Raw genomic sequence first — 25550 nt, 5'->3', positions numbered from 1 at the left:
GAGACAGGAAAGACACATCATGGCATCGTTAAAAATTTCCTCTGTTTCTAAGTCGTTCGGACACGCGAATGTGCTCAGGGACATCAATCTCGACATTCAGTCAGGCGAATTCATCGTTTTCGTCGGCCCTTCGGGCTGCGGGAAATCCACCTTGCTGCGCATGATCACGGGGCTTGAAAGCGCAAGCTCTGGTGACATTTTTATCGAAGACCGCTGCGTCACCAATGTCGATGCCGCCAAGCGCGGAACGGCGATGGTATTCCAGTCCTATGCGCTTTATCCGCATATGACGGTTGCAGAAAACATGGGCTTTGCGCTGCGCATGGCCGGTGAGCGCAAGCAGGATATACGTGCCAAAGTCGATAAGGCCGCCGCGATATTGCGTCTGGACCAGTTGCTTGAACGCCGTCCGGGCCAGCTATCGGGCGGACAGAAGCAGCGCGTGGCCATCGGCCGCGCCATCGTACGCGAACCGAAAGTGTTTCTTTTCGATGAACCGCTTTCCAATTTGGACGCCGAACTGCGTGTGCAGATGCGCGCGGAATTGATCGACCTGCATCGCCGGCTTGACGCCACGATGATCTACGTCACCCACGATCAGGTCGAGGCCATGACCCTTGCCGACCGCATCGTCGTGATGAATGGCGGCGTGGTGCAACAATTCGGCAAGCCGCTTGATCTCTATGACGATCCCGACAATCGTTTTGTTGCCGGTTTCATAGGCTCTCCCAAAATGAATTTCATCGATGCCGACGTCTCTCAGGTAGAGCCGGATCATATCGTGCTCAAGCATGTCGGCGGCGACGATATGATCGTGAAAGTTCCATTTCGCGGTTTCAATCCGGCCGTCAAACAGGTCACTTTGGGGATACGCCCAGAACATGTCCGTCCGGGAACTGGCGCGGCGAACGAACTGCCGCTCGATATCAGTTTCGCCGAAGAACTCGGCGACGTCACTTACATTCACGGGAAACTACCCAATGGCACATCCGTCATCGCCCGCAGCGACGGCGCGCGCCATTCAGGGGCACCCAGTAGCAGCCTGACGCTCGATCCGGCGGGCATGCGTATTTTCGATGGTGATGGATTGCGGATTCGTGAAAGCAAGCATTGACGGTATGACGATACAGATAAAAAGAACGCCGTCAGCGCCAAGAATGGCCGTCGTCGGCATCGATATCGGCGGCACTAAAACGCATCTGCGCCTGAAAGCCCGTACCGGCCAACGCGATATGGTCGTCCCGAGCAGCGATTGGCGCAAACGCGACTGGCTGCTCGACGCGCAGGCCGTGGCGGATCTGGTGTCCCGTATCGCTGAAGGAGAGCCTGTCGCGGCGGTCGGTATCGGCGCGCATGGTTGCGACGACAAGGAGGAATGCGAATCTTTCGAGGCCGCCATAAAATCAGTGGCGCCTTGGCGCATCCATGTCGTCAACGATGCCGAACTCATGCCAGCAGCTTTCGGGCTAGATCATCAGATCGGCGTGGTCGCCGGAACCGGATCAATCGCGGTGTGCCGTTCGGCAGAAAATGAAATGCTCGTGGCTGGCGGCTGGGGCTGGATCATCGGCGATGAAGGCAGCGCCGCCAGTCTCGTAAGGGATGCCGCACGGGCGGTCGCACTTCACCTTGATCTCGGTGAAACACTCGATGATCCGTTGATTGCGCTTTTGTTCGAGGCGCTTGAAATCCCCGCTCCCACACGCATCGGCAGCCGGCTGGCCGCGCTTGGCACGGCACGCGAAGTCGGCAAACACGCCCGTCTCGTTTTCGATGCTGCGGATGCCGGATCTGCGCTTGCCGATGGTGTTATCCGCGACGGCGGTCGCGCGCTGGCCGATCTTGTACACCGGCTCAAGTCGCGCGGTTCTACGGCGACTTCAGCGGTTGCAGGCGGCAGCGTGATCGTTTCCCAACCACGGTTATGGGACGCCTTCCGAATGGGCGTTACCGAAATCGTCGGCGATGACTTCTCCGTCTTCCTGCATGACGGTCCGCCGGTCGAAGGCGCAATCGTGCTGGCCGAACGGCTGGCAGACAGACACACAACAACCTCTTCCGCATCAACCCCAGAAAAGGCATAGAAATGAGCTATCGTTCCACAGTTGCAAGACAACCCGAAGCCCTGTCCGATACGTTGGCTGCGGCGCGTTCCGAGCTCACCACGCTTGACCTGTCACCATTGAACGCAGGCGTGACAGCGATTACCGGCATTGGTGCCAGCTACGCCGCCGCCGTGGTTGCTGCCGGAGAATTGCAACGCCGTGGCAAAAGGGCTTTCGCCGTGCGTTCGGGCGAGATGATGGCTGGATATGATATTGCCGATACGGTGCTGGCGCTATCCCATCGCGGACGCAGCATCGAAACGGTGGAAGCGCTGCAAAAATTGCCGAAGGCAAAAAGCCTCGCCATCACCAACAGCGCCGAAAGCCCTCTCGCTCAGGCTGCCACCTATCATCTCCAGTTGAATAATGGCTCCGATGCAACACCTTCCAGTACCGGCTACACGGCAACCTTGCTGGCCGCGGGCCTTGCGATCGATGCGATCTACGGCAAAGGCGGCGCGGAATGGGACAGGCTTGCCGAGCTAACAGCAGAAATTCAGGCACGCGCTACCAAAAAAATGCCGCGCCTTGGCGAATTGTTTCATGAGCGCCGCGCAATTGATTGCGTGGGTGCCTATGCGTCTGTCGGTACGGCCGATGGCGCTTCGCTGCTGATCCGTGAAGCTGCTCGTCTGCCTGCTTCCGGCTATGAAACCCGCCATTATCTGCACGGGCCGATGGAAGCCATGGACGCGACGACAGGCGTCATTCTGTTCGGTGATGCGCGTGAAGTCAGCCTTGCGCAGTTCCTCGACACGATTGGCGTTCCGGCACTGCTCGTTACTAGCAACACTGAAATCAAGGACAGCGGCAAGCTCACCGTCTTCCACGTACCGGCAAGCGATGATCTGATTTTCCGTGGCATTATCGACATTCTGGCCGCGCAGCTTCTGGCCGCTGAACTGTCGGACGCTGCTGGCCTGACGGATGTGCGCTTCCGCTATCGCCAGACCGATACCAAAATCGTGGACCCTAACGCCTGATCGAATAATCTTTCCGCCGGACCCGACATGTTCGCCGGGTCCGGCAGATGGCTATCAATAAGCGACGCGCTTGTAATAGCGGCGCGTCACCAGCGGGTGATCACGCATTACTTCCAGATGGGCGCTGAGGCGCTCCATCAGTGTCGCCATGAAAGCAGGCGACAGCAATGCCCGCAACTCGGGCGAAAGGCTGCGCGGACAGTAATCACTCGTCGAGATAATCGTGAACTTGTCCGTATATTGCGGGGCGAACTGGGCGACCCGTTCCGCGACCACATCATAGGCGTCCTCGCCCCGGAACAGGATCAGACTTACGCCTTTTTCGATCAGTTCGAGAGGACCATGGAAGAAGTCCGAGGCATGAACGGGACGCGTCCTGATCCATTGCATTTCTTCCAGAATGCAAGTCGCATAATAGAGCGTTTCCGGCCACATGTTCCCCGCACCGGTGAACATGTGATAATCCGAAGCTGCAATGATGCCGGCAAATTCCTTGGCGCGCGGTTCAAATGCGGCCTTGGCATCGACCATCGCTTGCGGAATGGTCTGAAGACCGTTCACCAGCGCATCATAATTGTCAATCTCACCGCGCGCCTTCATGACAGACAAAGCGACCATAAGCGACTGGATATAGAAGGATTCGGACGAGGTATCGTCTTCGGCGAAGTTCACCAGCGCCGGATTGCCGCCAAGACCGAGCGGGGTGTCCGCATGTCCGACGAGCGTGATGATCTTCGCGCCGATCTCCTTCAACTTGCCCAGCATTGCCACGCTTTCCTTCGTGGTGCCGGACAGCGAAGGCATGATGACGATCGATTTCTCGGTCAGATTCGCCGTACCCGTCAGAATGATTTCAGCCGGATAATCCTTGTAAACCGGGAAAGACGATTTGCGGTGCAGCAATTGAACCGCTGGTTCCATCAGGTAGGCGACACCACCTGTACCGAGGAAATAGATGTTCTTCGCGCCATCGGCAATCGCAGCGCCAATTTCCGCATCGATGCGCGGGGCCAGATCCACCGCGCCCTTCTGAATGCGCAAGAAGCGGGCTTCATCAAAATTGAACATATCGGTTCCTTTCAAGGATTGTTAAAAGAAGGCATGCGGCATCTGTTCCATGCACGATCATGCACAGGGGAAATGTTCTTTAGAGAACAAATAGTTTGTAGTTTCAGGTGCTTGACGCGATCGCCCCGGCAACACGCCCAGCCAGATTTTCTGCTGCACGCATAAGCGCGGCTTTCCTTTCCGTCACGGTCCTTTCATCATCTTCGAGGCGCTTTCGCATATCGGCCAGAATGGCATCGACTGCTTCCGGTGCCGTGCCACCCGCAACCTTGCGCGCCGCAACCGCCGAAGCGGGGTCCATCCACTGGCGCAGCACTTTTTCAGCGAGATCAAAGCTGCGGCCCATCTCGGCCTCGGCGGCCTGATTGAGCACTTCGACCGTCAGTTTCGTCGCATCTCCTCCCTGCGCGATCACGATCTGCACGGCATGGCCAACCACATGATGCGCATCGCGGAAAGAAATGCCAAAATCGCGGACCAGACCATCCGCCAGATCGGTGGCGGTTGAAAAATTCTCGTTGCAGCGCTTGAGCAGTTTTTCCGCGTTGGGCGTTGCGGTTTCAAGCACGAGGCGCAAAAGCGGCAGTGATGCCTTGAAACGGGCAAAGGCGGGCCAGGCATCCGCGACACCTTCGCGCACGCTATCAAGCCCGATTGAATAGTTCGAGCCTTTCACGGCAGACAGACTGCCCGCGAGCGCGCCGATACTGCGTCCGGCTTCGGCGCGGAAATATTCCAGCGGCAGCATGTTCTTCTTCTGCGGCATGATCGAAGAGGTTCCGGCCACCCGATCCGGGAAGGACAATGTGCCGAATTCCCATGTGGTGAATGTATAGAGATCCTGCGCCACGCGCGAAAACAGGACATTGGTGCTAGTCACCGACCAAAGCAACTCGTTCACGAAGTCTCGCGAAGCAACCGCATCCAGCCCCGGCGCGGCAATCGCGGCAAATCCGAGAAACTGCGCGACGCAGTCGCGATCGATAGGGAAGGAAGTGCCCGCCAATGCCGCCGAGCCAAGAGCACAGAAATCGGCACGAGGATAAACGGCGGCGATACGCTCGTATTCCCGTTCCATCCCGCGCGCCACATTGGCGAGATAATAGCCGAATGTGATCGGCTGGGCAGGCTGGAGATGCGTGTAGCCCGGGATGACGGTTTCGATATGACGCCGGGCAGCTTCGAGGCAGGCCTTGCGCGTCTCATTCATCGCATCAAGCAATTCGAGACAGACATCCTTGGTCGCCATCCGGTCAAGTGTGGAGCCGATATCGTTGCGGCTTCGGCCAATATGCAGCCATCCCGCAACGGCTTTTCCGGCAACCTCACCCAGACGGTTTTCAAATGCGAAATAGCTGTCTTCAAACTGCGGATCGAGGTCGATGCGGGCAGCACCTTCAGCTCGAATTTGCTCTATCCCGCGCAAAAGTGCGCCAGCGATTTCCGGTTTGATCAGGCCTTTGTCGGCCAGCATGACGGCATGGGCTTCGTTCAAGCGGCACATACGGTCCAGCGCGGCATCATCGAAGCCCTGCATGGGAGGTTCGTAAATCGTTCGCGCGACTTCCACGGCGGTTCGCTCTGTCAAGCGCGCACTCACGGAATTTTTCATCAGTCTTGTCCTTGCAATGTGAATATTGCGGGCAGCGTGTCGATGAACGCCCCCGCTGACGGCGCTTCAGCCAAAGTCAGAATGTGCCGCCATAACGCATCCTGATGTTCGTTTTCGAGGAAGCCTGCGGTGCAAAGGCCGAATTTCGCGCGCAAATCCGCATCTGAAAGCGGCGACATGGCGCTTCCCGGCCCCGCATCGCGACGCCCTTCCACGGAAAGGCCGTCCTGCCACTCGATACGTATCACCGCCCCCGTGGAAATACCGCTCGGTCCCTTCGGAAGATCGTCGGTAGAGGTGATAACGATGCGGGACATCAGGGCTTTGACGGCCACATCCCCGGGTCCATCCACTGAGAAGGCATCCGTCGTGAATGCCGGAAGGCCAAGGCTTCCATGGACCGCTGCCACCGCGAGGCAATAGGGCAACGAAAACCGCCCCTCATCCGCAGAGGCCGGGACATGCCCTATCAATATCTGCGGGACGAATGGATCGACAGCACAATGCAGGCTGCGGATGGCGGACGCATCGCGCCCTTTGGTCTGTTGCGCCATTAGAGACAGCACTTCCGCCACGGCGGCATGCGTGGCCGTGCAGCTTGGATAGGGTTTGGTGACGAAGCCCATGGGCGGGAACGGTGCAAGCGCCTCATCGGCGGCGACATTGAAATCCCCTACCATGCGCGTTAGCACGCCCCGCATTCCAGCCAGAGCACCCGGCGCGGAAGCCCAGCCGGCTTGCGCAAGCAGCGCCGCTCGTACGCCGGAAGCCGCCGCTTGCCCCACCTGAAGCGGCTTGCCTTCCCCGCCGAAAGCCCCTCTCGGACCGGAGGCGAGGGAAGCGACAAGGCCAAAGGCGTGAACCGTCTGCGCTTTCGTCAAAGCCAGAAGCCGTGCGGCAGACGATACCGCACCGAACGCGCCAAGCACCGAAGTCGCATGCCAGCCCGCCTTGTAAAGCGCCGGATTGACGGCGCGGCCCAGTGCCAGCATCGTCTGGCATCCGGCAACATAGGCGTCGATCAAAGCGGCCCCATCCGCCTCGCCGCCCGCTTGTCCCGCGATAGCCAGAGCTGCCGGCAGGCATGGCGCCGAAAGATGCGCCATGGCGATCTCGGTTTCATCGTCGTCAAAATCGAGAAGATGCGCGGAAAAGCCGAGCGCCAATGCAACATCGGTTGGTGAGGCCCACATATTGCCTCCCGGCAAGCGAGAAAGCCCGGAAGCGCCATGCGGGACTGTCGCCATCGTGGAAAGCAACCGCCGGGAACGGACATCGGCAGCGCCGGACAGCATCACGCCGATCGTATCGCCAATCGTCGTGACCGCAGCACGGCGTTCCACCTGGGACACCGGCAGATGTGCTTGGTCAGCCAGAACCGCCAGTAGTTTTGCCGAAATATCCTGATCAGGAGCTTGAGAAGGTGCCTTGATGTCCATGGTTACGCACTCGTCGATATGTTGGCTTCGATATCGTGCACACGGGCCTCGACACGGGTTTTGGCGACGCTGCCCCGATAAGGGCGTAGGAAAATCTGTTCGATCCGTGCGCCAATCATGGAAATGAGCGTGCAGAGGCAAAAATAGACCACGAGAATCGTGCCATAGATCAGATATGCCGGGCTGCCGCCTTGAAGGATCGTCGTCTGTTCGATGATGATCTGCCCGGCGCGAAACAACTCCGTCGCTCCGACGACCGCTCCAAGCGACGTCGCCTGTACCAGCGAGGTCAGCAATCCGACATAGGGCGGGATGATGACCGGCATGGCCTGGGGCAAGGTGATGAGAAACAATCCCTTGAGCGGGCTGAACCCGAAGGCTTCGGCAGTTTCACGTTGCCCCTTGCCGACTGAAGCCAGACCGGCGCGCAGGATTTGCGCTCCGTTCGCCCCGCCCCAAAGCGACACGGCAAGCCAGCAGGACCAGAACGGGTCGAGATTGATCCCCGTCAGAGGCATGATGAAATAGATCAGCAACACCGTGACCATCAGCGGAATGTCGCGCGTCACTTCCATCACCATGTAGAAAAACCGGCTGACGATCGTATAGCGTGACAGGACGCCCGCCGTCAGCACGATGGCCCAGAGCGTGCCGCCAATGGCGACGGCCAGTGACAGCGCCAACGTCACGAGAAGACCATTCAGCAAGAGGGGGCGGTATTCAAACAGCAATTCCATTGTCACCTCCCCGCATAAGGGCGGTTGAGACGGTGCTCAAACAGATGCCCGACACCGGAAGCGATCAGGATCACCGCCAGATAGATCACGCAGATGGACAGGAACATCTCGACCGATCGATAATCCTGCGCGATGCGATCGACGGCGACGAATGTCAGTTCGACCAGTCCGATGGCCTGAAGATAGGCGGAATTCTTGATCGTACCCACTATGGTATTCAGCATGGACGGCAGGGCGGTCCGCAGCGCAATCGGCAATATGACAAGGATCAGATGATGCCAGTTGTGCAGGCCCAGCGACGCCGAAGCGTTGTGAATGTCCTTGCTGACCGAGGAAAGCCCGGCCCGAAAGCTTTCGATGTGGAATGCGCTTGCCCATATCGTCAGCGCGATCACGCCCGACCAGAAAATCGACATTTTCAACCCGAGGCTCGGCAAGCCATAAAAAATGAAGAATATCTGCACGAGATAGGGCGTGCCCCGGATGAACTCGACATAGCAGATCGCGAAATAACGCAGCAGACGAAACCGGCTGACACGCATGGCACAACCGACAACGCCGACTACCAACGAGAACAGGATCGCCAGCAGGCTGACGACAAGCGTCATGCCAAGACCACGCATGAGGTCCGGGATCGCTGCGATGATATAGGCCCAGTCAATGGAAAGCATGGCCCTTCCGATCTACGAATGAAAAGAAAATCGCGGGAAGCAGTATGCCGCTTCCCGCAAAAAAGTCAGAGATTGGGTGCGGGTTCGAGGAAGCCTTTCTTCATGACGCCGACGACGGCGGGATTATCGACGAATTCCGGAATGACTTTTTCGTAAAACCCGTCTTTGCGCATCTGGTCGAGTGCAGCATCCACGAAAGCCTTGAGTTCGGGTTCGTTCTTGCGCAAGCCGATGGCGTTGACGCCAAGGTCCAGCCCTTCTTCGACAATGCGCAATTCAGGATAGTTCGCGCCCAGCGTATAGATCAGGCCGCCATCGCCGACGAAGCCATCCGCGCGATCCTGTTTCAGGGCCTGAATGCCATCCGCCGTGGTATTGAGCTGAAGAATCTTGATGTCGGGGATGTTGGCGTTCAGCCATTTGATCTGCGAGGCGCCCTTCACCACCAGAACAGTCTTCCCGGAAAGATCGGCGAGCTTTTCGACCTTGCTATCCTTGGGCACGAGCACATTGGAGGTGCCCCAGAAATAGATGTTGGAAAAATCAATGACTTCCTGACGGGCCGGCGTGCGACCGAGAGTGGCCAGTATCAGATCGAGCTTACCGGAGTTCAACGATGGAATGCGCGCCTCGCTCGTCACGCAGGACAGTTCCGCGCCCTTGGCTGAACCGAAGGCCAATTCGCCAATTTTCTTGGCCATTTCGACCTCGATGCCCTTCGGCGAGCCATCCGCGGCGGATGCACCGAAAGGCGGGCTGTCGCATTTGACGCCGATACGGATCATTCCCTGCTTCTTGATGCTGTCGGGAAGAGGCGGCATATCCGCAGCCCGCACCGAGCCGCCGCCAAGAGCCGACATCAGCATGACCGCTGCAAGAAGAGCTTTTCCGGTTCGCAAACTTTTCATGTTCATAGTAACGTCCCCACTGTTGGTTTCAGAAACCGGGAAATCCCGGACCCGCCTGCTCATCTTCGGAGTCAGTGCAGAATCTGGCTGAGAAAGAGGCGCGAGCGCTCTTCCTTCGGATTTGAAAAGAACTCTTCCGGCGGCGCGCTCTCGATGATGCTGCCGCGGTCCATGAAGACGACCCGGTCCGCGACCTGCCGCGCGAAGCCCATCTCATGGGTAACGCAGATCATCGTCATGCCGTCCTCGGCGAGCGACACCATGGTATCGAGGACTTCACGCACCAGTTCGGGATCGAGGGCGGAGGTCGGCTCGTCAAACAGGATGATGTCAGGCTGCATGCACAGCGAGCGCGCTATGGCGACGCGCTGCTGCTGTCCACCGGAAAGCTGGCTTGGATATTTGCCGGCCTGATCTGGAATGCGGACCCGCTTGAGGAAATGCATGGCGCGTTCTTCGGCCTCGGCACGCGGCAATCCCTGAACCCAGCGAGGCGCGAGCGTGCAATTTTCCAGGATCGTGAGATGCGGATAAAGGTTGAAGTTCTGGAATACCATTCCAACCTGACGCCGGACCTGCTCGATATTACGGCGCTGGCCGTTCACCTCGATTCCGTTAACCGTCAACCGACCCGACTGGTATTCCTCAAGCCGGTTGATGCAACGGATCATCGTGGATTTTCCCGACCCGGAAGGACCGCACACCACGACTTTTTCTCCCGGTGCGACCGTGAAGCTGATGTCCTGAAGGACATGCATCTGGCCATACCATTTGTTCACCTTGTCGAACACGACACCGTGGCCGTCAGCATTCGCTTGCATCATGCCGTCATCCCTGCTGGAGAGCCAACTTTTTGGGTTTAACTTGTTTGACAACTATAGAAACAGCGGAATAGATATCTGTCAATACATTTTCAAAAATTGACATTCAAATAATTTATCTATTGATTTTATTATATAATTTTACGTCAGCACCCCACTTGACACCGTCACTAATGTCAAACAACATAGGAAAGCTTCAGCAAACGCGCGGCGCGCTGCATATCCGGGATCACACGGCAAGCCGCCGCCTTTCCCTGTGACAACCGCCCGCTATCAGGCCCACCACCATGAATGACGACATGACAGCAAAACGGCTCAGAATCGCCATCATCTCGTCCGGCGGCACCTTGACCGCACTCTCGAACGATCCGTTTGAAATCCGGGACTACGGCGAGGCCGGCAGCCTGAACGCCAATGATCTGATCCAGCGTTGCGGCGCGCTGTCGGACCGTTTCAATTTCGTGCCGACCGAATTCCCGTCCGCACCAAGCTTCGATATCGCTCTGCCTCAGTGGATCGCGCTCTGCCGTCTTTGCGAGAGAACCTTGCGGGAGGCACCGGATATCGACGGCTTCGTTCTCACCCACGGCACCGGCACGCTGGAAGAAACGGCCTTTTTCCTGTCGCTCATATGGGATTTCCCTGTTCCGCTTGTCGTGACCGGCGCGCAAAGACCGGCATCGGCGATAAGCAGCGACGGCTACATGAATTTCTTTCAGGCTGCCTGCGTCGCGGCGCATCCCGCCATGCGGGAGATCGGTGTCGCCGTGGTCATGCACGGCGAAGTCCACTTGCCGTCCGAAGTCACGAAAACCACCACCTTCGGCCTGGACGCATTTCGCTCGCCAGACCTTGGACCGATCGCGCAGGTCATCGGCGGACAGCCAAGCTTCCATCGCCGTCCGATCGCGCGCGCCAGCTTCCTGGAACTGGATTGGCGAAGGCTGGAGATGCTCCCTCGGGTCGATATCGTCGCTACCCATAGCGGAGCGGATGCCGTAGCCATCGACGCCTTTATCGCAGCCGGCTCCAGAGGGATCGTCACCGCAGGTTTCGCCCCCGGCTATGTGACAAGCCCGCAGGCGGAACGGCTCGAACAGTGGATTCGCGAAGAAGGTGGAATCGTCGTTTCATCTACAAGAACGCATGGTCCGGTTGTTCCCAATACCAGAAATCGTGGACACGGCTTCATCCCCTCCGGTCCTTATCTTCCACAAAAAGCGCGCATCCTATTGCAGATAGCCCTTTCCTGTGGCTTGCATCATGACCGCATTCCAGCGTTGTTTGAATTGTAATGTTTTTCAGAGGAGCAGACATGGAGCGCCCCAAGGAGACTGGCATTGAACGACTGAGAACCGGCATCCTCGACCTGATACAGGAAATGAATCTCTCGCTGGGAGATAAATTGCCGACAGAGAAGGTCATGGCGGAACGTTTTCATGTCTCTCGCCCGACGCTTCGCGAAGCGCTCAAGCTGCTCGAGCAGGAAGCCGTGATCGATGTTCATCAGGGCAAAGGCCGGTTCGTTGCGGCAGGGGCTGCCCTGTCTATCGCCCGTCCCATCACCAAATTTGAAAGTGTATCCGAGATGGTCCGCAGCCATGGATATCGCGCGCAAACCCATTTGCTGAGTTTCGCGACCGTGCCGGCTCCTCAGGAGATCGCCAATAAACTGGCGGTTCCTGCCGGTTCGCCATTGGTGAAAGTGGAACGACTACGCAAAAGCTCCGGGCAACCCCTCATCTATTCCATCGACTGGATTCCCAAGACAATCGCAGGCATCCTGTCGGAAGCCGATACGGACTGGAATGGCTCCATCGTGGAATTGCTGGCGCGCATCGACAAGGCGCCGGTTGCTTCAACGGCCAGCGTATCCTCCGTCGAAATCCCCGAAGAAGCAAGAAAATTACATGAACTCGAAGAGTTCGGACCAGCCCTTCTGATCGAAGAAATATGCTTTTCCTCCGATGGCAGCCGCGTCATCTTTGCAAAAGACTACCATAGAGGTTCAGCATTCTCATTCAGCTTCGTCAGAAAATAAGGCATGATAATATATTGAAATATCAAACATATTGCGGAAATTTATTTCCTTCATCGTCGAAAAGGTGAATGCAACCGGCGCTTGAAGTGAAAAATATTTTTTCTTTCCTGCCGAATTTCATGTTGCCGTGCGCCTTTATCAGGAATTTTTGCTGAACATTCGGCATGTTCACGTAGAGAATCTGAATCTCTCCCAGATGCTCGATAAAATCGATAACACCTTCAAATACCGCTCCTGCGACATCCGCATTTTCGACGATGCGAACATCCTCCGGCCTGATCCCGATGCTGACCCTTTTATCGGCATATGCGGAGGCATTTTGCGGTTTCACATCAAGCGTCACACCGCAATCCAGCGCCACCCGACTTTCACCCGAAAGAACACCGCCAAGAATGTTCATCGACGGCGATCCGATGAACTGCGCGACGAATATATTCGCCGGATTCTTATACAGTTCGATCGGTGTTCCAACCTGTTCGATGTGGCCATTCCTGAAGACGACGATACGGTCGGCCAGCGTCATGGCCTCCACCTGATCGTGCGTCACATAGATCATCGTGACATCGGGCATGCTTTCCTTGAGTTTCGCTATCTCGATACGCGTCGCGACACGCAGGGCCGCATCGAGATTGGACAGCGGCTCATCGAAAAGGAACACACGCGGATTGCGCACGATGGCCCGGCCGATCGCCACGCGCTGCCGCTGTCCGCCCGACAGGGCCTTGGGCAAACGCTGCAAATAATCGCTCAGTTGCAGGATTTGCGCCGCCTTGCGCACGCGCGTATCTATTTCAGCCTTGGCCACGCCCGCAATGCGCAGACCGAAGGCCATGTTTTCATAGACCGTCATATGCGGATAAAGCGCATAAGACTGGAACACCATGGAAATTCCGCGCCTGGAGGGCGCCACATCGTTCATACGCTTGCCGTCGATCACCAAATCGCCGGATGTGATGGTTTCCAGCCCGGCGATGGATCGCAGCAATGTCGATTTTCCGCACCCCGAAGGCCCGACGAAAACGATGAATTCGCCTGATTTTATGTCGAGGTCGATGCCATGCAGAACCTCAAGATTGGCATAGGACTTGCGGATATTTCTCAATGCCAGTTCGGCCATGGTTCCCGTTCCTTGATTTTATAATATTATCGCATTGAAGCCAGACATGATCACGGAGCCAGGCTTGCTAGAAATTTCACTGTCCGGCCCGGCTTGCGGTTCACGATTTCCGCATCATTCTTGCATCGGATCGCGCCGCGCACGATCCGCGCACCCACATAGCGCAAGGGCTCGGGCGGCAATTTCGTGCGCTTTTCGATGCCGACCAGACCGCACCGGCTCCATTGATCCTGCTTGCCCAAGACAAGGCTTGCCACGATGCGCCCCGCGACGGGTGCCTGTGCAATCCCGGTGCCGTTGAAGCCCATGGCGTAAAAAATGTTCGGATGATCCTTCAAATGATCGAAGACCGGCAGATGCTGGGCCGTGCAGTCGATGGGCCCGCACCAGTCGTAAAGAACCGGCACGCCTCTTAAACCCGGATAGACCCGATGCAATTCGCGGATATTGTCGAAGCCATGATCGCCGCTGCGATTGAATTGCGGCCCGATCCGGTCCCGATAGGCGATAGCGCCAGTTCCACGACCGAATATCACCTGTCCCGCCGGAGTGCGCTGATAATAAAGCACATGATGCTGCGCATCGCAGATCGATGCGCCATCGGTCCAGCCTATCCGGGCAAGCTCGTCCGGCGCAGGCGCTGTGGCGATAACCTGACTGCTCACGACATAAAGATAGGGATGCAGTTCCGGCAAAGCGGCAAGCCACGCATTTGCGGCCAGAACGACCTTTCGCGCTGACAAAGCACCCCGCTCCGTGCGCAATTTCACGTCCGTTCCGGGTGTGATTTCCAGCACCGGACTTTGTTCGTGAATCACCGCACCCTTGTCGAGAGCGAGCTTGCGCAGGCCCAATGCAAGCTTGGCAGGCTGGACGGTCCCGGCCTTTTCCTCAGCCACACCGAGATAGGATGCGCTGGAGCCGGTGCGGCGCAGGATGTCCGCCGCGCCGAGTTGCCTGAAACGGTCTTCGCCCGCCTTGCGGCAGTCCTCACAGGCCTTTGTCCATGCCCCTTCCTGAGCGATGGAACTCGCGGTCCACAACCAGCCGTCGAACCGAAGGTCCATATCGATGGTCCCCGCATCCTGCAATGCCTTGAGTTCATCGATGGCGTCAGTGGTCGCGCGGCACAACATGAGCGCATCGTCATCGCCCATAATTGCGCGCAAAAGGTCGATTTCTGCAAACCAGCTGTGAACCTGCCCACCATTGCGCCCCGATGCGCCGGAGCCGCAAAAATCGGCTTCGAGGATGGTGACGCGCATGTCAGGCGCCTGCTCCTTGAGCCGCAGCGCCGTCCACAGTCCGGCATAGCCACCGCCGACGATCGCCACATCGCATGTTTCGTCGCCCTGCAAGGGCGGCGTCGCCGCATCGGCATCGATGCTTTGCAGCCAAAAGGAGCGGTCCAGCCGCGCCGCGGCGATTGGCGGCGTCATCCTGATAGTGCTCATGCTCAAGCTCCCTGTTCGGCCCCGTGTGCGGCCCCGTGTGCGGCATGAATCACGCTGTCATATTTCTCCAGCAGCCATTGCGGGACCGGATGGATGTCCTGCGGAAACCCGCCGAGATGCGTGCAGGTCTGCGAGGCCTGCCCCGCCGCATAACCGAGCGCGGCGGCTTCGTCGTAGGACTTGAACAGAAGAACGGACAGAAACGAAGAGATGAAACTGTCGCCCGCGCCGCAGGTGTCAACGACCGAAACCGGAACGGACCCGGCGGAAAAGTCATGAACACCGTTATCGTAGAAAGAACCGCGCTTGCCGCAGGTGACCACGACCTTTTTCGCGCCCGCCTGTTTCAACTGCGCGATGAACGGCTCGACCGGAACGGAAGGGTCTTCCGGGCCGGAAGCAAACACCAGCGGCACGCCTTCGAGCGATATGGCGAACGGCTCGGTCGAAACATCGAGGCTGAAAGGCACACCGTCCGCAACCAGTTGACGGACAAGCCTGTCGCTGGAATGGGTGCCCAGATGCACCCAGTCAGCGGCCAGCAACTCACGATAGCGCTGCGGTTCGGGGAAATAATTCTCGCCCACGCCCAGCGATTCCAGCAGAAAGCGTCGTTCGCCCGCCTCGTCCATCAGCAAGGTGACGGCGGACGAACCTTTCAGGATTTCCACATCGGCCGGATCGAGGCCCGTGGCTTTGATCGCGGCAAGCATGAGTTCCGCTTCCTGATCATCACCCAGCGCACCGAAATAGCGCGCATTCCAGCCATTGCGTTTCCATTGCACCGCGACATTGAGGGCGTTGCCGCCGACCGTCACGAAACCCTTGGTCAGATAGACGTCGAGGCAATTATCGCCGACGGCGATGAGATTTGGAGCAAAGTTTGTCATTGTCATTCCATTGAACCGAGATGAGGCGCAATCGCCGTGAGGCACCGCTTCCATGCGGTGACGGGATCGAGCGCATAGGAGCCGTTGCCGAACGGCTCGAAGGTAAAAGTGCCCTTGAAATCCGCTGCGCCGAGCGCCGCAAGATAGTCCTTCAGAGGCAGATTGCCGTCGCCCCAGACCAGATGTCCCGCTGGCGTGCCATCGACGATATGGACATGGGCGAGATGTTCGCCGAACCTTGCAAAATAGTCGGCAACGCTGTCGCCCGCCGTCGCCATGGCCACGAGATCAAGCACCAAATCGACATTGCCGGCGGAAAGCTCCCGCCACATGCGCTCCAGATCGGCGACATCGTTGACGAGATTGCTTTCCAGCCGTTGCAGCGGCTCCAGCAGGCAGCGTAAACCAGCCTGCCCGGCATGGCTTGCGATACGGTCTATGGATTCGACCGCATGCGCCCAGCCGCGCTCGCGTTCCTCGTTCTCGAAACCGCGCCCCGGCGTCAGGAACAGATATTTCGCGCCGAGTTCGGCAGCCATATCGGCGGCGCGGATGAAGCGTTCCACGCTGGCCTCGCGATAGGGCTTGTCGCCCGACGCGATATTGATGGGATAAAGCACCTGCTCCGGCGTGAAGCAATGAACGGCAAGCCCGCAATCGTCCAGAATAGAGATGACTTCACGCAACCGCCCGCGATTGTCGTGGAAAAGGTCCAGATGCGGCGCGATACCCCAAAGCTCCATTCGCCGGAAGCCCAGTCCGCTCAGGCGTTCCGCCGTCCAGCGAAACGGATGATGCTGGAAAGAGAAATTCGCGCCTAGAAGTTGCTCACGTTTCAGCATTTCGATCGATCTTTCGCTGTTACTTGCCGATGCCTTCGGCCAGCCCGCGAATGAAGAAACGCTGGGCAGCGAAGAACACGATGAGGATGGGCAGGGCCGACAGGGTCATAGCGGCAAAGACGACCGCATAATTGGTGCCGTGCTTGGCCATGATGGAGGTCAGTCCCACGGGAAGCGTCTGCACATCCGCGCCGCTGGTGAAAATCATGGCGAACAGATATTCGTTCCATGCGAACAGGACGTGGAGAATGACGCAGGAAACCAGTATCGGCTTGCATAGAGGCAGGGTGACGCGCCAGAAAATCTGGCTTTCGCTTGCGCCGTCCATAACCGCCGCCTCGTCCAGATCGCGCGGCAGACCGAGCATATAGGCGCGGATCAGGAAGGTGGTGAAAGGAATGCGGAACGCCGTATAAAGCAGGATCAGCGCCCAATAGGTGTTGTAGAGGCCAAGCTGCTGCATCATGCGCACCAGCGGAATGACAGCCACCGTCGGGCTGAGCATAAGACCGCCCAGAACGATGCCGACGAAAAGCGGCTTGCCGGGAAGTCGCGAGCGCGTCAGCCCATAGGCCGTCCACGCGCTGATCAGCACCGTGCAGACTGCCGACAGCAGCGTTACGATGATGCTCGTCGCGATATAATTGCGGATACCCTGGTTCCACGCCGCGTTATAATTTTCCAGCGTGAAGCCGGACGGCAGCGCGAAAGGATTGCCGAAGATTTCCGAATTGGTCTTGAAACCATTGAGCGCCATCCAGAGCAATGGATAGATTACGACAATTCCAAGCGTAACCAGAAAGGTCATGAGGCAGGTTTTACCCAATACATGCAGGAAATCCGTGCGCTCCGCCTCACGGGGTTGGTATGAGGCATTCATAGATGCACCCTCCGCCGCTTCGTGTACCAGAGCTGGGCAAACCCGGTCAGCAAGGTAATGACGAAGATGACCGACGCTATGGCCGCGCCATAGCCGAAATCGTTCTCGATGAATCCCTGCTGATAGAGCCACGTTCCCAGCACCTGGCTGCTGTTGTTCGGCCCGCCGCCGGTCATGACCATGACCTCGTTGAATACCTGAAACGCGCCGGTAATCGTGACGATGACCATCAGGCCGGTCATTTCGCGGGTAAGCGGAAAGGTGATGTTCCACAGACGCCGCCACATACCGGCTCCGTCCATGATCGCCGCATCGTAAAGTTCACGCGGGATTTTCTGGATCGCGATGGCGAACAGCAGGGTGGAATAGCCGAAACCCTGCCATTGGCTCATGGCGATGATCGCATAGATCGCCGTGCCCTCCTCGCCGAGCCAGGCGCGCGACCATGCGCCAAGGCCGACCGCCTTCAACGCGCTATCCAGCAGGCCGATATCCGGCTGATAGATGAAATAGAACAGAAGCCCCGTCACGGTGATCGAGATCGCCGAAGGCACGAAATAGACCGCGCGCCAGAACCTCCGCCACTTTTCCTCTTGCAGACCTTCGATGATCGCGGCGAGAACGAAAGCGCCGAACACCTGGAACGCCACCGACAGAACCGCATAGAGCATGTTGTTCCAGATCGCGGTCCAGACGATGGGATCGTCTCCCAGACGCCGGTAATTATCCAGTCCGATAAAGGACGTTTCGCCGGTAAAAATATCCTGATTGGTCGTGCTGACGATGAAATTGTCGATGATCGGATAATAGACGAACCAGAGGATCAGGACAAAAGCGGCCAAGACCCAGCGGAACGACAGAAGTTTCGCGAATAGGCCGAACGCGACCGGCTCCGGCCGGTTCGGCGGGGCGAAGCCGTTTTGAGCGGCTTCGCCTTTCGGTTCATACTTGCTGACGGCCATGGAAGAACCACACCCTTATTTCGATGAAGCTGCTGCTTCTTTCACTTTCTCCATGACCTGTTCAGGCGTCATGGAGCCGCCGATCAGAGCCTGAAGACCGGAAAGCCAGACGGACGCGACACGCGGCGGATTGGCGGTATCGAGCCACGGCATCAGATAGGACGAGGCCGCGATTTCCTTCAGGCCGCCCACGACCGCCGGGTTCATGTTTTCCTCGGAATAGCCGCCCACGGTCGCGCTCGGCTGGCCGTAAGGCGGCGCGGAAAGAATTTTGCCGTTTTCCGCCGATGTCACGAATTTCATGAAATCGATGGCGAGCGGAACGTTCTTCGACGCCGCATTGATCATGTAGCCTTCCGGCGCGCCTTCGATGGATTTGGCATCGCCCTTCGCGTCCTTCGGCGCGGGCAGCTTGAAAAAGCCGAAGTCCGCGCTTTTGAGAGGTGAGCCTTCCGCCGTGCTCTGGTCGAACTCGATGATTTCCTGATAATACATGGCGGATTTCGCATTGCTGAAAGCCTGCAAGGCGGAAGCATAGGACGAACCATTGGTCGCCGCGCCATCGGTGCACTGATCGACCAACTGCTTCAACTGCGTCAGGCTCGCGACATAGCCCGGATCGGAATATTCCGCTGTTGCCGGATTGAAATCCTTTTCAAGCGTCGCCTGGGGGACATTATAGGAAAGCAGTTGTCCCGCGAAATGGACGGCGGGCCAGCCTTCCTTGTTGCCGAAGGAAATCGGTGTGACGCCGGACTTGCGCAAGGCCGCGCAGGCAGACAGCAATTCGTCGAAATCCTTCGGAGCGGCCACACCCGCCTTCTCGAACATCGCCTTGTTGTAGCCCATGAACTTGGCGTCGAGATAAAGCGGAATGCCGTAATATTTGCCGTTATACTGGAAGGCGGAAACGGCGGCATGGGCAAGTTGCTTGCCCCATTCGCTATCCGGGCCGATCACCTTGCTCAGATCGACCGCGCGGTTGCCGCGAATGAAATTCTCGCCCCAGCTGCCCGTCCAGCTGAAATAGATGTCGGGCAGGGAATTGGATGCGACCAGCGCCTTCGTCTTGCCCTTGACGCTGTCGTCGCTTTCCTGAATCAGCTCGATCTTGACGTCCGGATGGAGCTTTTCATATTCCTTCGCCACGTTGACGAAGAAAGGCGAAAGCTGCTGTAATCCGAACTTTGTCAGAATGCCCAGCTTGCCGGAATATTCGACCGAAGCGCCCGGCTCGGCGACGACCGGGTCTTTCGCCGGTGCGACATTCACGCCGCCGAACAGCAGGCCGCCTGCCATCAGGGAAGCCAGACCTGTGGTGCTAAGAAACGTCTTCTTGTTCATTTTGCAGTCCCTCTCTGTCGGTTGTTTATCATGCCTGCTTTTATGTGGAGGCCCGGAACCCAAAGCGCGGAGCCGGGCCGCCGGTATCAATATTCGACGCGCTTGTAATAACGGCGCGTCGTCAGCGGATGATCGCGCAGCACCTCCAGATGCGCGCTCAGGCGCTCCAGCATAGTTGCCAGAATGACGGGGGAAATCAGGCCGCGCGTTTTGGCGGAAATGCCCGGAAGCTCGACCGAAGCCGCATCCAGCACCCGCACCTTATCGGTGTAGCGGCGGGAGAAATTCTCAACCCGTTCCGACAGGGAACGGTAGGCATCCTCACCCTTGAAGACGAAGACGCTGACACCCGGCTCCACCAGTTCGAGCGTGCCGTGGAAGAAATCGGTCGCATGGACCGGACGAGTGCGTATCCACTGCATTTCTTCCAGAATGCACATGCCGTAATAATAGGATTGCGGCCAGACCGAACCCGCGCCGGTGAAGATATGATAGGTCTCGTCCTTGATTTCATGGGCGAGAGCGGCGGCGGCCTGTTCATAGCCTTGCTTGACCCCGACCAGCAGTTCCGGCAGGCGCTTCAATTCATTCGCCGTGGCATCGAAATCGTCATACTCGCCGCGTTCAGCGAGAAGCGCCAGAACAATCAAAAGCGTTTGCAGGTAGAAGGATTCGGACGAGGTGTCGTCCTCGGCGAAATTGGTGAAATTATAATCCGCCTCCAGTCCAAGCGGCGTGTCCTTGTGGCCGGTTAGGGAAAGCGTCCTGACGCCCTTTTCCTTCAGGAAGGAAAGAAGCTGCACGCTTTCCCTGGTGGTGCCCGACAAAGACGGAATAATGACCAGAGCCTTCTCATTCAGTCCCGCTGGCGGTTGCAGGACGACTTGCGCCGGGAACGCGGTCGCGACAGGAAAGATCGTCGAATTACATGCCAGATCGACGGCGGGTAGCGTCAGAAGCTGCACGCCGCCCGTGCCCATGAAGAACACACGTTCCAATCCTTCGGCCAGGAGCTTGCCCATCAGGGCGCGCGCATCGTTCGCGATCGAAACCGCGCCGCTTTGGATCTTCACAAAGCGATCTTTGTCGAAATTGAGCATCAAAAGCCTTTCCATTTCCACGAGCGCTGGAACCTTCCCTTCGCGGCGACCCGACCTGCGTAAAACTCCCTTGAGACGATATGAGATCGATCTCATACTCATTTAGCGCACAAGATTTTTTCAATGACAAGAAGATTTTTGAAGTTTCTTTGACAGACGCTGTTAGCGCGCAGCGCTCCCGTCCGCACGCACGAGGGCCGCTTCAACTGTTTTGAATCGAAGCATCAAACTCAGCCGGATATTCTACGGCTGACCGAACCTCGCACTATCAGCTTGGTTTCAAAGCGAAAATGCTTTGGAGGATCGTCATTGCCGGCGAGACGCTCCAGCAGGAGGCGGGCTGCGGCGAAACCGATTTCGGATACTGGCTGAGCCACGACTGTAATTTGTGGATCCGTGAAAGTCGCCAGATTGAAATCATCGAAACCGATTAACGAAACGTCACGGGGGATCGATATGCCCATCGAGCGGAAGGCGAGCAGCGCGCCCTGCGTCATGAGGCTATCGACCGTAAAGAGCGCGGTGGGGGGATTCTTGCGGCTAAACATACGGATGGTTGCGTCGATAGCGTGTTCGACCGTCGATTTAGACACCGAGATCAGTTGCTCATCGACGTCTATGCCATTGTCGCTCAAAGCATTTCTGTAGCCGTTGAAACGCTCTTGGGATGTGAAAATGCGGGTATCGTCCTGTAAAAGTCCGATACGGACATGGCCCATTGCGATCAGATATTCGATGGCCTTGCGCGCGCCGCCTTCATTATCCACGACCACACTGTCGCAACTGACACCACGCGCCTCGCGGTCGACCAGTACGACCGGAATGCCGTCATCGATCAATTCCTTCAGATGAACATCGTCGCTGGCCGAAGTCGGCGCCACGATGAAACCGCGAATGCTGAGCGAGTGCAGGCTTGAAAGCAGGGATTTTTCCTGCCCTGCCTGTTCCTCGCTGCTGCCGATGATGAGATTATATCCTTCCTGCCGGGCCACCACCTCGACATCATGCGCGATCCGCGCAAAAAACGGATTCTGTATGTCGCCCAGTACACATCCGATGATCGGCAATTGGCCGTTGCGCAAAGCCTGCGCCAGCCGGTTGCCGCGATAGCCGAGTGTTTCTGCGGCTTCACGCACCTTTTTTGCCGTCTCTCCGCCGACATATCCATAACTATTGAGCGCCCGCGCAGCCGTCGCCCGCGACACATTCGCAAGAGCAGCCACGTCCTTCAGCGTTATGGATTTTTGAGCCATCTCAGCCCCTTGATGAAATACGGTGTACGTATGACATGATCGGCTCAAAGCCGAAACACTAAATCACCGTGAACCGATTCAACTGAATCCAGATTCAGTTCATTGTTTTGGCAACTGCTATCGCATCATGCGCCCTCGCATGTTTCGCGATCGTATCAACTGTTCGAAACAGTAATCAAAAGTGGGATAAATCCGCTTAGCTTGATAACTTATTACTCATTAAACCATATACTATCTTTGTGTGGCTGGTTGCGTGTTGGCTGCCTCTCGATTTGAACCTGTTTCCGGTAAGGCACTGATATGACTTATAAAACGTGATTTTGATTCGTCTTGGGAGACTTTATCAAACAAAAGCCCTCAGCCAACTGCTTGAATTGGTTGAAGGCTTTAGATTCTAACTGGTTGCGGGGGCTCGCAACAAACGATTCCTGCGTTTAGTTGAACGGACTATATCGAAATTCGCGGCTTAATTTGTTAACGGGGACCAAGTTCGAATTCCTAACGCGAATCCGCCAAAACACCGCCAATCGCCGTATTCTAACAGAAGAGATAAAAATCCGCCGTTTTTACGCTACAACCCGATAAATCGTGAATGTTAGGCGTCAACTTCCAATCCCATTTCAGCCATTCGACTTAACTCGGTCGCGGTCGGAAACCTGCCGTTTTTCGCAGAGTGCAGTCGACAGCGCAGCACTGACGGGAAGCCATCGTCTGTAGAACTCTCTTCGTTGAGAAAGACACAGCTTAAGCAAGCACCTCGGCGGCTACACCTGTTTGGCTGATTTGCATGATCAGCGCGCCATGGAGCAGACCAGAAATGGCGCTGATGTTCTCGGCCGCATATCGTCACCTCCTCATGGTCCGCACGTTGATTAATTGGAAATTTTCATCTCCGGATCAAAGTCGTATCGACACGAAGATTGCCCCTTGAACAGTTCTGCGGCGAAACTAAATTGTAGTTGTCTGACGCCCCCATTGGGGGTCGGAAAACCGAGCGGATGCAAAAGCGTCCTGCGGGATAACAACTTGTACCCATATTGCTTCACAAGGAGGATGTGGCTATGAGAACCACTTTCGATTTTACTCCCCTGTTCCGGTCGAGCATCGGCTTCGACCGAATGCTGAACGCGCTCGAAGCTGCGAGCCGTGTCGAGACCATCGACAACTGGCCGCCTTATGACATAGCCAAGACCGGCGAGGACGACTACCGCATCACCATGGCGGTGGCCGGCTTCTCGCAAGACGAACTGACCATCACCCAGGAGCAGAACATGCTCCTGGTATCCGGTCAGAAGGCTGGCGAGGATAACAGCCAGTATCTGCATCGCGGAATTGCCGCGCGCACATTCCAGCGTCGCTTTGAATTGGCGGACCACGTGAAGGTCGTGGGCGCTAGCCTCGTCAATGGTCTGCTGACGATTGATCTCAAGCGTGAGATTCCCGAAGAGATGAAGCCGCGCAAGATCCAGATCGCGGCCGGAGAGGCACTGCCCAAGGTCGAGACCAGGCAGATCGAGGCCGACAAGCAGGCCGCCTGAGGTAGCTCTCTCAGCGTAATTCGCGCAAGGCGCCGGGCACTTCCCGGCGCCGACGGGAAAGCATTGTCAATCGAACGAACAGAAAGGAGAAGAATAATGAGTGTCCGTGATTTGATCCCCTGGGGCCGCAGCAACGGCAATCAGGTTCCCAGTGTTTTGCGCGATGGCGATCGTGATCCGTTCCTCTCGCTGCATCGCGAGGTGAATCGGCTGTTTGACGACGTCTTCCGCGGCTTCGGCTCGAACCTGCCCTCTATCGTGGGAGCTTCCGCCTTCAGCGGCGGCTGGCCGAGCGTGGAGATCTCCGACGGCGAGAAGGAAATCAAGGTGACAGCTGAGGTGCCGGGCCTCGAAGAGAAGGACATTCAGGTCCTGCTCGACGACGGCGTGCTGACGTTGAAGGGCGAGAAGCGCTCCGAGACGGAGGACAAGGACCGACAGTTCTCCGAGCGCTTCTATGGCCGCTTCGAGCGTCGCATCCCGCTCGGCTACGAGGTCAAGGACGACCAGGTCGACGCGCGGTTCAAAAACGGCGTGCTGACCGTGACCTTGCCCAAGAGCGAAAAGGCGCAGTCGCAGGTGAAGCGCATCGCCATCAAGAGCTGATGCATGGCAGGCGCCGGCGGCGGGCCACCTGGCCGCCGTCGGCTGCATCCTTCGCCAGAGAGGGAGGGATGAACAATGGAGATGACGAGACAGATCAACAGATCAACTGGAAATTCAATTCCGCAAGAGCGGCCGTCGAACGACAACCGGCACAAGCCCCTTTCGATGGGGCGCTCGGTCTTCCCGGCTGGCGCGGTTGCGCGCATCTACAAGCCGTCCCGCGCGGTGACGACCTCCGGCAAGGCCGGCACGAAGGGCTGGCGACTTGTGTTCGAGCGGCGCACCGCGCCCTTCATCGAGCCGCTGATGGGCTACACGGGCGGCGACGATACGCTGACCCAGGTCGAGCTGAGCTTCCCGACATTGCAATCGGCCATCCGCTACGCCGAGCGACAGGGTCTGACCTATATGGTCCAAACACCGCCCCGGCAGACGACAGGCAGTGGCCGCAGCCAGCGCGCCGATGAGAAGCAGGCGTGTGTAGGAAAATCAACGCACGCCTTCTCGGATGCGACGCTCGACCGGCTCGGGCTCGCCGCCCTTCGAGAGACCTACGGGCGTGCGCTCGACGGCGCGGCGAACCGCAACGACCCGTCCGGTCCTGAAAGCTGGACGACGCCCATGAAGGTGGTCAGCGATCCGACGCTGACGCTGGAGGCGAAGCGCGCGATTCTGATGAACTGGGCCTGGACCGAGTACCTGATCGACCAGGCCACCAACGAAGGCATGCCCGAGAACGACCGGCCGTCGCGCCTCGACGAGGTCGAGCAGGCGCTGCTCGCGCTTGAACGCGAGGTTGCGGATGATCGGGATGATTCAGGCACACGAAAGGCAGCATGAGGTCCGGCGATGGATACGCATGTCGTTTTCGATTGCCAGAAGGTTCTGCCGAACCGGTTCGCGCTGACGCTTGCCGCTGCCTCCCGCATCCGGGCGCTCGCCCGGGGCGCGGAACCGAGGCTCGACGCAGTCGATCGCACCGTGGGCGATTTTGCCCTGCACGAGATCGCGGCGGGCGCGTTCACGCTGGATGAACTCGCACCGTTTTTGCCTGGAGCGGATGAAAGGCGTCTTTTGCCTCCGCGCGATCCGGCTTCCAAGCTTCGCGATGGCGGAGGCGGAAGCGCCGCCGCACCCGCCTCCCGTTCGCGAAAGACGGTTCGTTGAAGAGGCAAGCAA

The 25550-nt window shown here is 57.8% G+C and carries 25 protein-coding genes; 9 read left to right on the top strand and 16 right to left on the bottom strand.

Annotated elements, in window-relative coordinates; all coding sequences use genetic code 11:
* Positions 1-19: 19 nt before the first annotated feature.
* From VBH83_RS12515 to VBH83_RS12505, 3 genes are read left to right on the top strand one after another with little or no spacing between them, the layout of a single operon-like run.
* Entirely contained in the window at positions 20-1114 is a 1095-nt protein-coding gene (locus tag VBH83_RS12515) for an ABC transporter ATP-binding protein (RefSeq protein WP_396997959.1), read from the top strand.
* Between the two features lie 43 nt (positions 1115-1157).
* On the top strand, positions 1158-2084 hold the full coding sequence (locus VBH83_RS12510; protein ID WP_396997957.1) for an N-acetylglucosamine kinase: 927 nt from the start codon (positions 1158-1160) through the stop codon (positions 2082-2084).
* A gap of 2 nt (positions 2085-2086) precedes the next feature.
* Entirely contained in the window at positions 2087-3088 is a 1002-nt protein-coding gene (locus VBH83_RS12505) for an SIS domain-containing protein (protein ID WP_396997955.1), read from the top strand.
* Between the two features lie 54 nt (positions 3089-3142).
* Here the strand turns inward: VBH83_RS12505 and VBH83_RS12500 are convergent, their stop codons facing one another.
* The 7 genes from VBH83_RS12500 to VBH83_RS12470 all read right to left on the bottom strand — a co-directional run bounded on the left by VBH83_RS12500 (position 3143) and on the right by VBH83_RS12470 (position 10344).
* Positions 3143-4156, bottom strand: a complete 1014-nt coding sequence (locus VBH83_RS12500; RefSeq protein WP_396997953.1) for an SIS domain-containing protein — start codon at positions 4154-4156, stop codon at positions 3143-3145.
* 103 nt (positions 4157-4259) lie between these two features.
* Positions 4260-5768, bottom strand: coding sequence for an argininosuccinate lyase (gene argH / locus VBH83_RS12495; RefSeq protein ID WP_396997951.1), 1509 nt, complete (start codon positions 5766-5768; stop codon positions 4260-4262).
* Entirely contained in the window at positions 5768-7207 is a 1440-nt protein-coding gene (locus VBH83_RS12490) for an MmgE/PrpD family protein (RefSeq protein ID WP_396997949.1), read from the bottom strand. Before VBH83_RS12490 ends, argH begins: the two co-directional genes overlap by 1 nt.
* 2 nt (positions 7208-7209) lie before the next feature.
* Entirely contained in the window at positions 7210-7944 is a 735-nt protein-coding gene (locus VBH83_RS12485; protein WP_396997947.1) for an amino acid ABC transporter permease, read from the bottom strand.
* A 2-nt stretch (positions 7945-7946) separates the two neighbouring features.
* On the bottom strand, positions 7947-8615 hold the full coding sequence (locus tag VBH83_RS12480) for an amino acid ABC transporter permease (protein ID WP_396997945.1): 669 nt from the start codon (positions 8613-8615) through the stop codon (positions 7947-7949).
* A gap of 65 nt (positions 8616-8680) precedes the next feature.
* Positions 8681-9529, bottom strand: coding sequence for a transporter substrate-binding domain-containing protein (locus VBH83_RS12475; protein WP_396997943.1), 849 nt, complete (start codon positions 9527-9529; stop codon positions 8681-8683).
* Positions 9530-9594: 65 nt separating this feature from the next.
* Positions 9595-10344 carry an amino acid ABC transporter ATP-binding protein gene (locus VBH83_RS12470; RefSeq protein ID WP_396997979.1) on the bottom strand — a complete coding sequence of 250 codons (750 nt, stop codon included), beginning with the start codon at positions 10342-10344 and terminating at the stop codon, positions 9595-9597.
* A 287-nt stretch (positions 10345-10631) separates the two neighbouring features.
* Here VBH83_RS12470 and VBH83_RS12465 point away from each other — a divergent pair, with 287 nt between their 5' ends.
* Both VBH83_RS12465 and VBH83_RS12460 read left to right on the top strand, forming a co-directional pair.
* Positions 10632-11639 carry an asparaginase gene (locus VBH83_RS12465; RefSeq protein WP_396997941.1) on the top strand — a complete coding sequence of 336 codons (1008 nt, stop codon included), beginning with the start codon at positions 10632-10634 and terminating at the stop codon, positions 11637-11639.
* Between the two features lie 20 nt (positions 11640-11659).
* Positions 11660-12385, top strand: a complete 726-nt coding sequence (locus VBH83_RS12460) for a GntR family transcriptional regulator (protein ID WP_119039546.1) — start codon at positions 11660-11662, stop codon at positions 12383-12385.
* Positions 12386-12407: 22 nt separating this feature from the next.
* Here the strand turns inward: VBH83_RS12460 and VBH83_RS12455 are convergent, their stop codons facing one another.
* From VBH83_RS12455 to VBH83_RS12415, 9 genes are all read right to left on the bottom strand, one after another.
* On the bottom strand, positions 12408-13502 hold the full coding sequence (locus VBH83_RS12455; RefSeq protein ID WP_396997938.1) for an ABC transporter ATP-binding protein: 1095 nt from the start codon (positions 13500-13502) through the stop codon (positions 12408-12410).
* Positions 13503-13552: 50 nt separating this feature from the next.
* Positions 13553-14956: an NAD(P)/FAD-dependent oxidoreductase gene (locus tag VBH83_RS12450; RefSeq protein WP_396997936.1), complete on the bottom strand. Its 1404-nt coding sequence runs from the start codon at positions 14954-14956 to the stop codon at positions 13553-13555.
* A gap of 2 nt (positions 14957-14958) precedes the next feature.
* Positions 14959-15846, bottom strand: coding sequence for a PfkB family carbohydrate kinase (locus VBH83_RS12445; protein WP_396997934.1), 888 nt, complete (start codon positions 15844-15846; stop codon positions 14959-14961).
* A gap of 2 nt (positions 15847-15848) precedes the next feature.
* The gene (locus tag VBH83_RS12440) at positions 15849-16688 is read right to left on the bottom strand and encodes a sugar phosphate isomerase/epimerase family protein (RefSeq protein ID WP_396997932.1); all 840 of its coding nucleotides are present in this window, start codon (positions 16686-16688) and stop codon (positions 15849-15851) included.
* Positions 16689-16707: 19 nt separating this feature from the next.
* Positions 16708-17568, bottom strand: a complete 861-nt coding sequence (locus VBH83_RS12435) for a carbohydrate ABC transporter permease (RefSeq protein ID WP_396997930.1) — start codon at positions 17566-17568, stop codon at positions 16708-16710.
* The gene (locus VBH83_RS12430; RefSeq protein ID WP_396997928.1) at positions 17565-18530 is read right to left on the bottom strand and encodes a carbohydrate ABC transporter permease; all 966 of its coding nucleotides are present in this window, start codon (positions 18528-18530) and stop codon (positions 17565-17567) included. Before VBH83_RS12430 ends, VBH83_RS12435 begins: the two co-directional genes overlap by 4 nt.
* A gap of 15 nt (positions 18531-18545) precedes the next feature.
* Positions 18546-19874: an ABC transporter substrate-binding protein gene (locus VBH83_RS12425; protein WP_396997926.1), complete on the bottom strand. Its 1329-nt coding sequence runs from the start codon at positions 19872-19874 to the stop codon at positions 18546-18548.
* Positions 19875-19960: 86 nt separating this feature from the next.
* The gene (locus VBH83_RS12420; protein ID WP_396997924.1) at positions 19961-20974 is read right to left on the bottom strand and encodes an SIS domain-containing protein; all 1014 of its coding nucleotides are present in this window, start codon (positions 20972-20974) and stop codon (positions 19961-19963) included.
* 230 nt (positions 20975-21204) lie between these two features.
* Positions 21205-22227, bottom strand: a complete 1023-nt coding sequence (locus tag VBH83_RS12415; RefSeq protein ID WP_119039530.1) for a LacI family DNA-binding transcriptional regulator — start codon at positions 22225-22227, stop codon at positions 21205-21207.
* A gap of 1061 nt (positions 22228-23288) precedes the next feature.
* Here VBH83_RS12415 and VBH83_RS12410 point away from each other — a divergent pair.
* The 4 genes from VBH83_RS12410 (at position 23289) to VBH83_RS12395 (ending at position 25538) form a co-directional block, all read left to right on the top strand.
* Positions 23289-23765, top strand: coding sequence for an Hsp20 family protein (locus tag VBH83_RS12410; RefSeq protein ID WP_151682375.1), 477 nt, complete (start codon positions 23289-23291; stop codon positions 23763-23765).
* 96 nt (positions 23766-23861) lie between these two features.
* Positions 23862-24371, top strand: a complete 510-nt coding sequence (locus VBH83_RS12405) for an Hsp20/alpha crystallin family protein (protein ID WP_109987522.1) — start codon at positions 23862-23864, stop codon at positions 24369-24371.
* Between the two features lie 75 nt (positions 24372-24446).
* On the top strand, positions 24447-25211 hold the full coding sequence (locus VBH83_RS12400) for an NADH dehydrogenase ubiquinone Fe-S protein 4 (protein ID WP_109987523.1): 765 nt from the start codon (positions 24447-24449) through the stop codon (positions 25209-25211).
* A gap of 9 nt (positions 25212-25220) precedes the next feature.
* On the top strand, positions 25221-25538 hold the full coding sequence (locus VBH83_RS12395) for a DNA-directed RNA polymerase subunit omega (protein WP_109987524.1): 318 nt from the start codon (positions 25221-25223) through the stop codon (positions 25536-25538).
* Positions 25539-25550 lie beyond the last annotated feature (12 nt).

The organism is Ochrobactrum sp. S1502_03 (genome assembly GCF_044435015.1).
GTDB lineage: Bacteria > Pseudomonadota > Alphaproteobacteria > Rhizobiales > Rhizobiaceae > Brucella > Brucella chromiisoli.
This window is presented reverse-complemented; position numbering and strand designations above follow the sequence as displayed.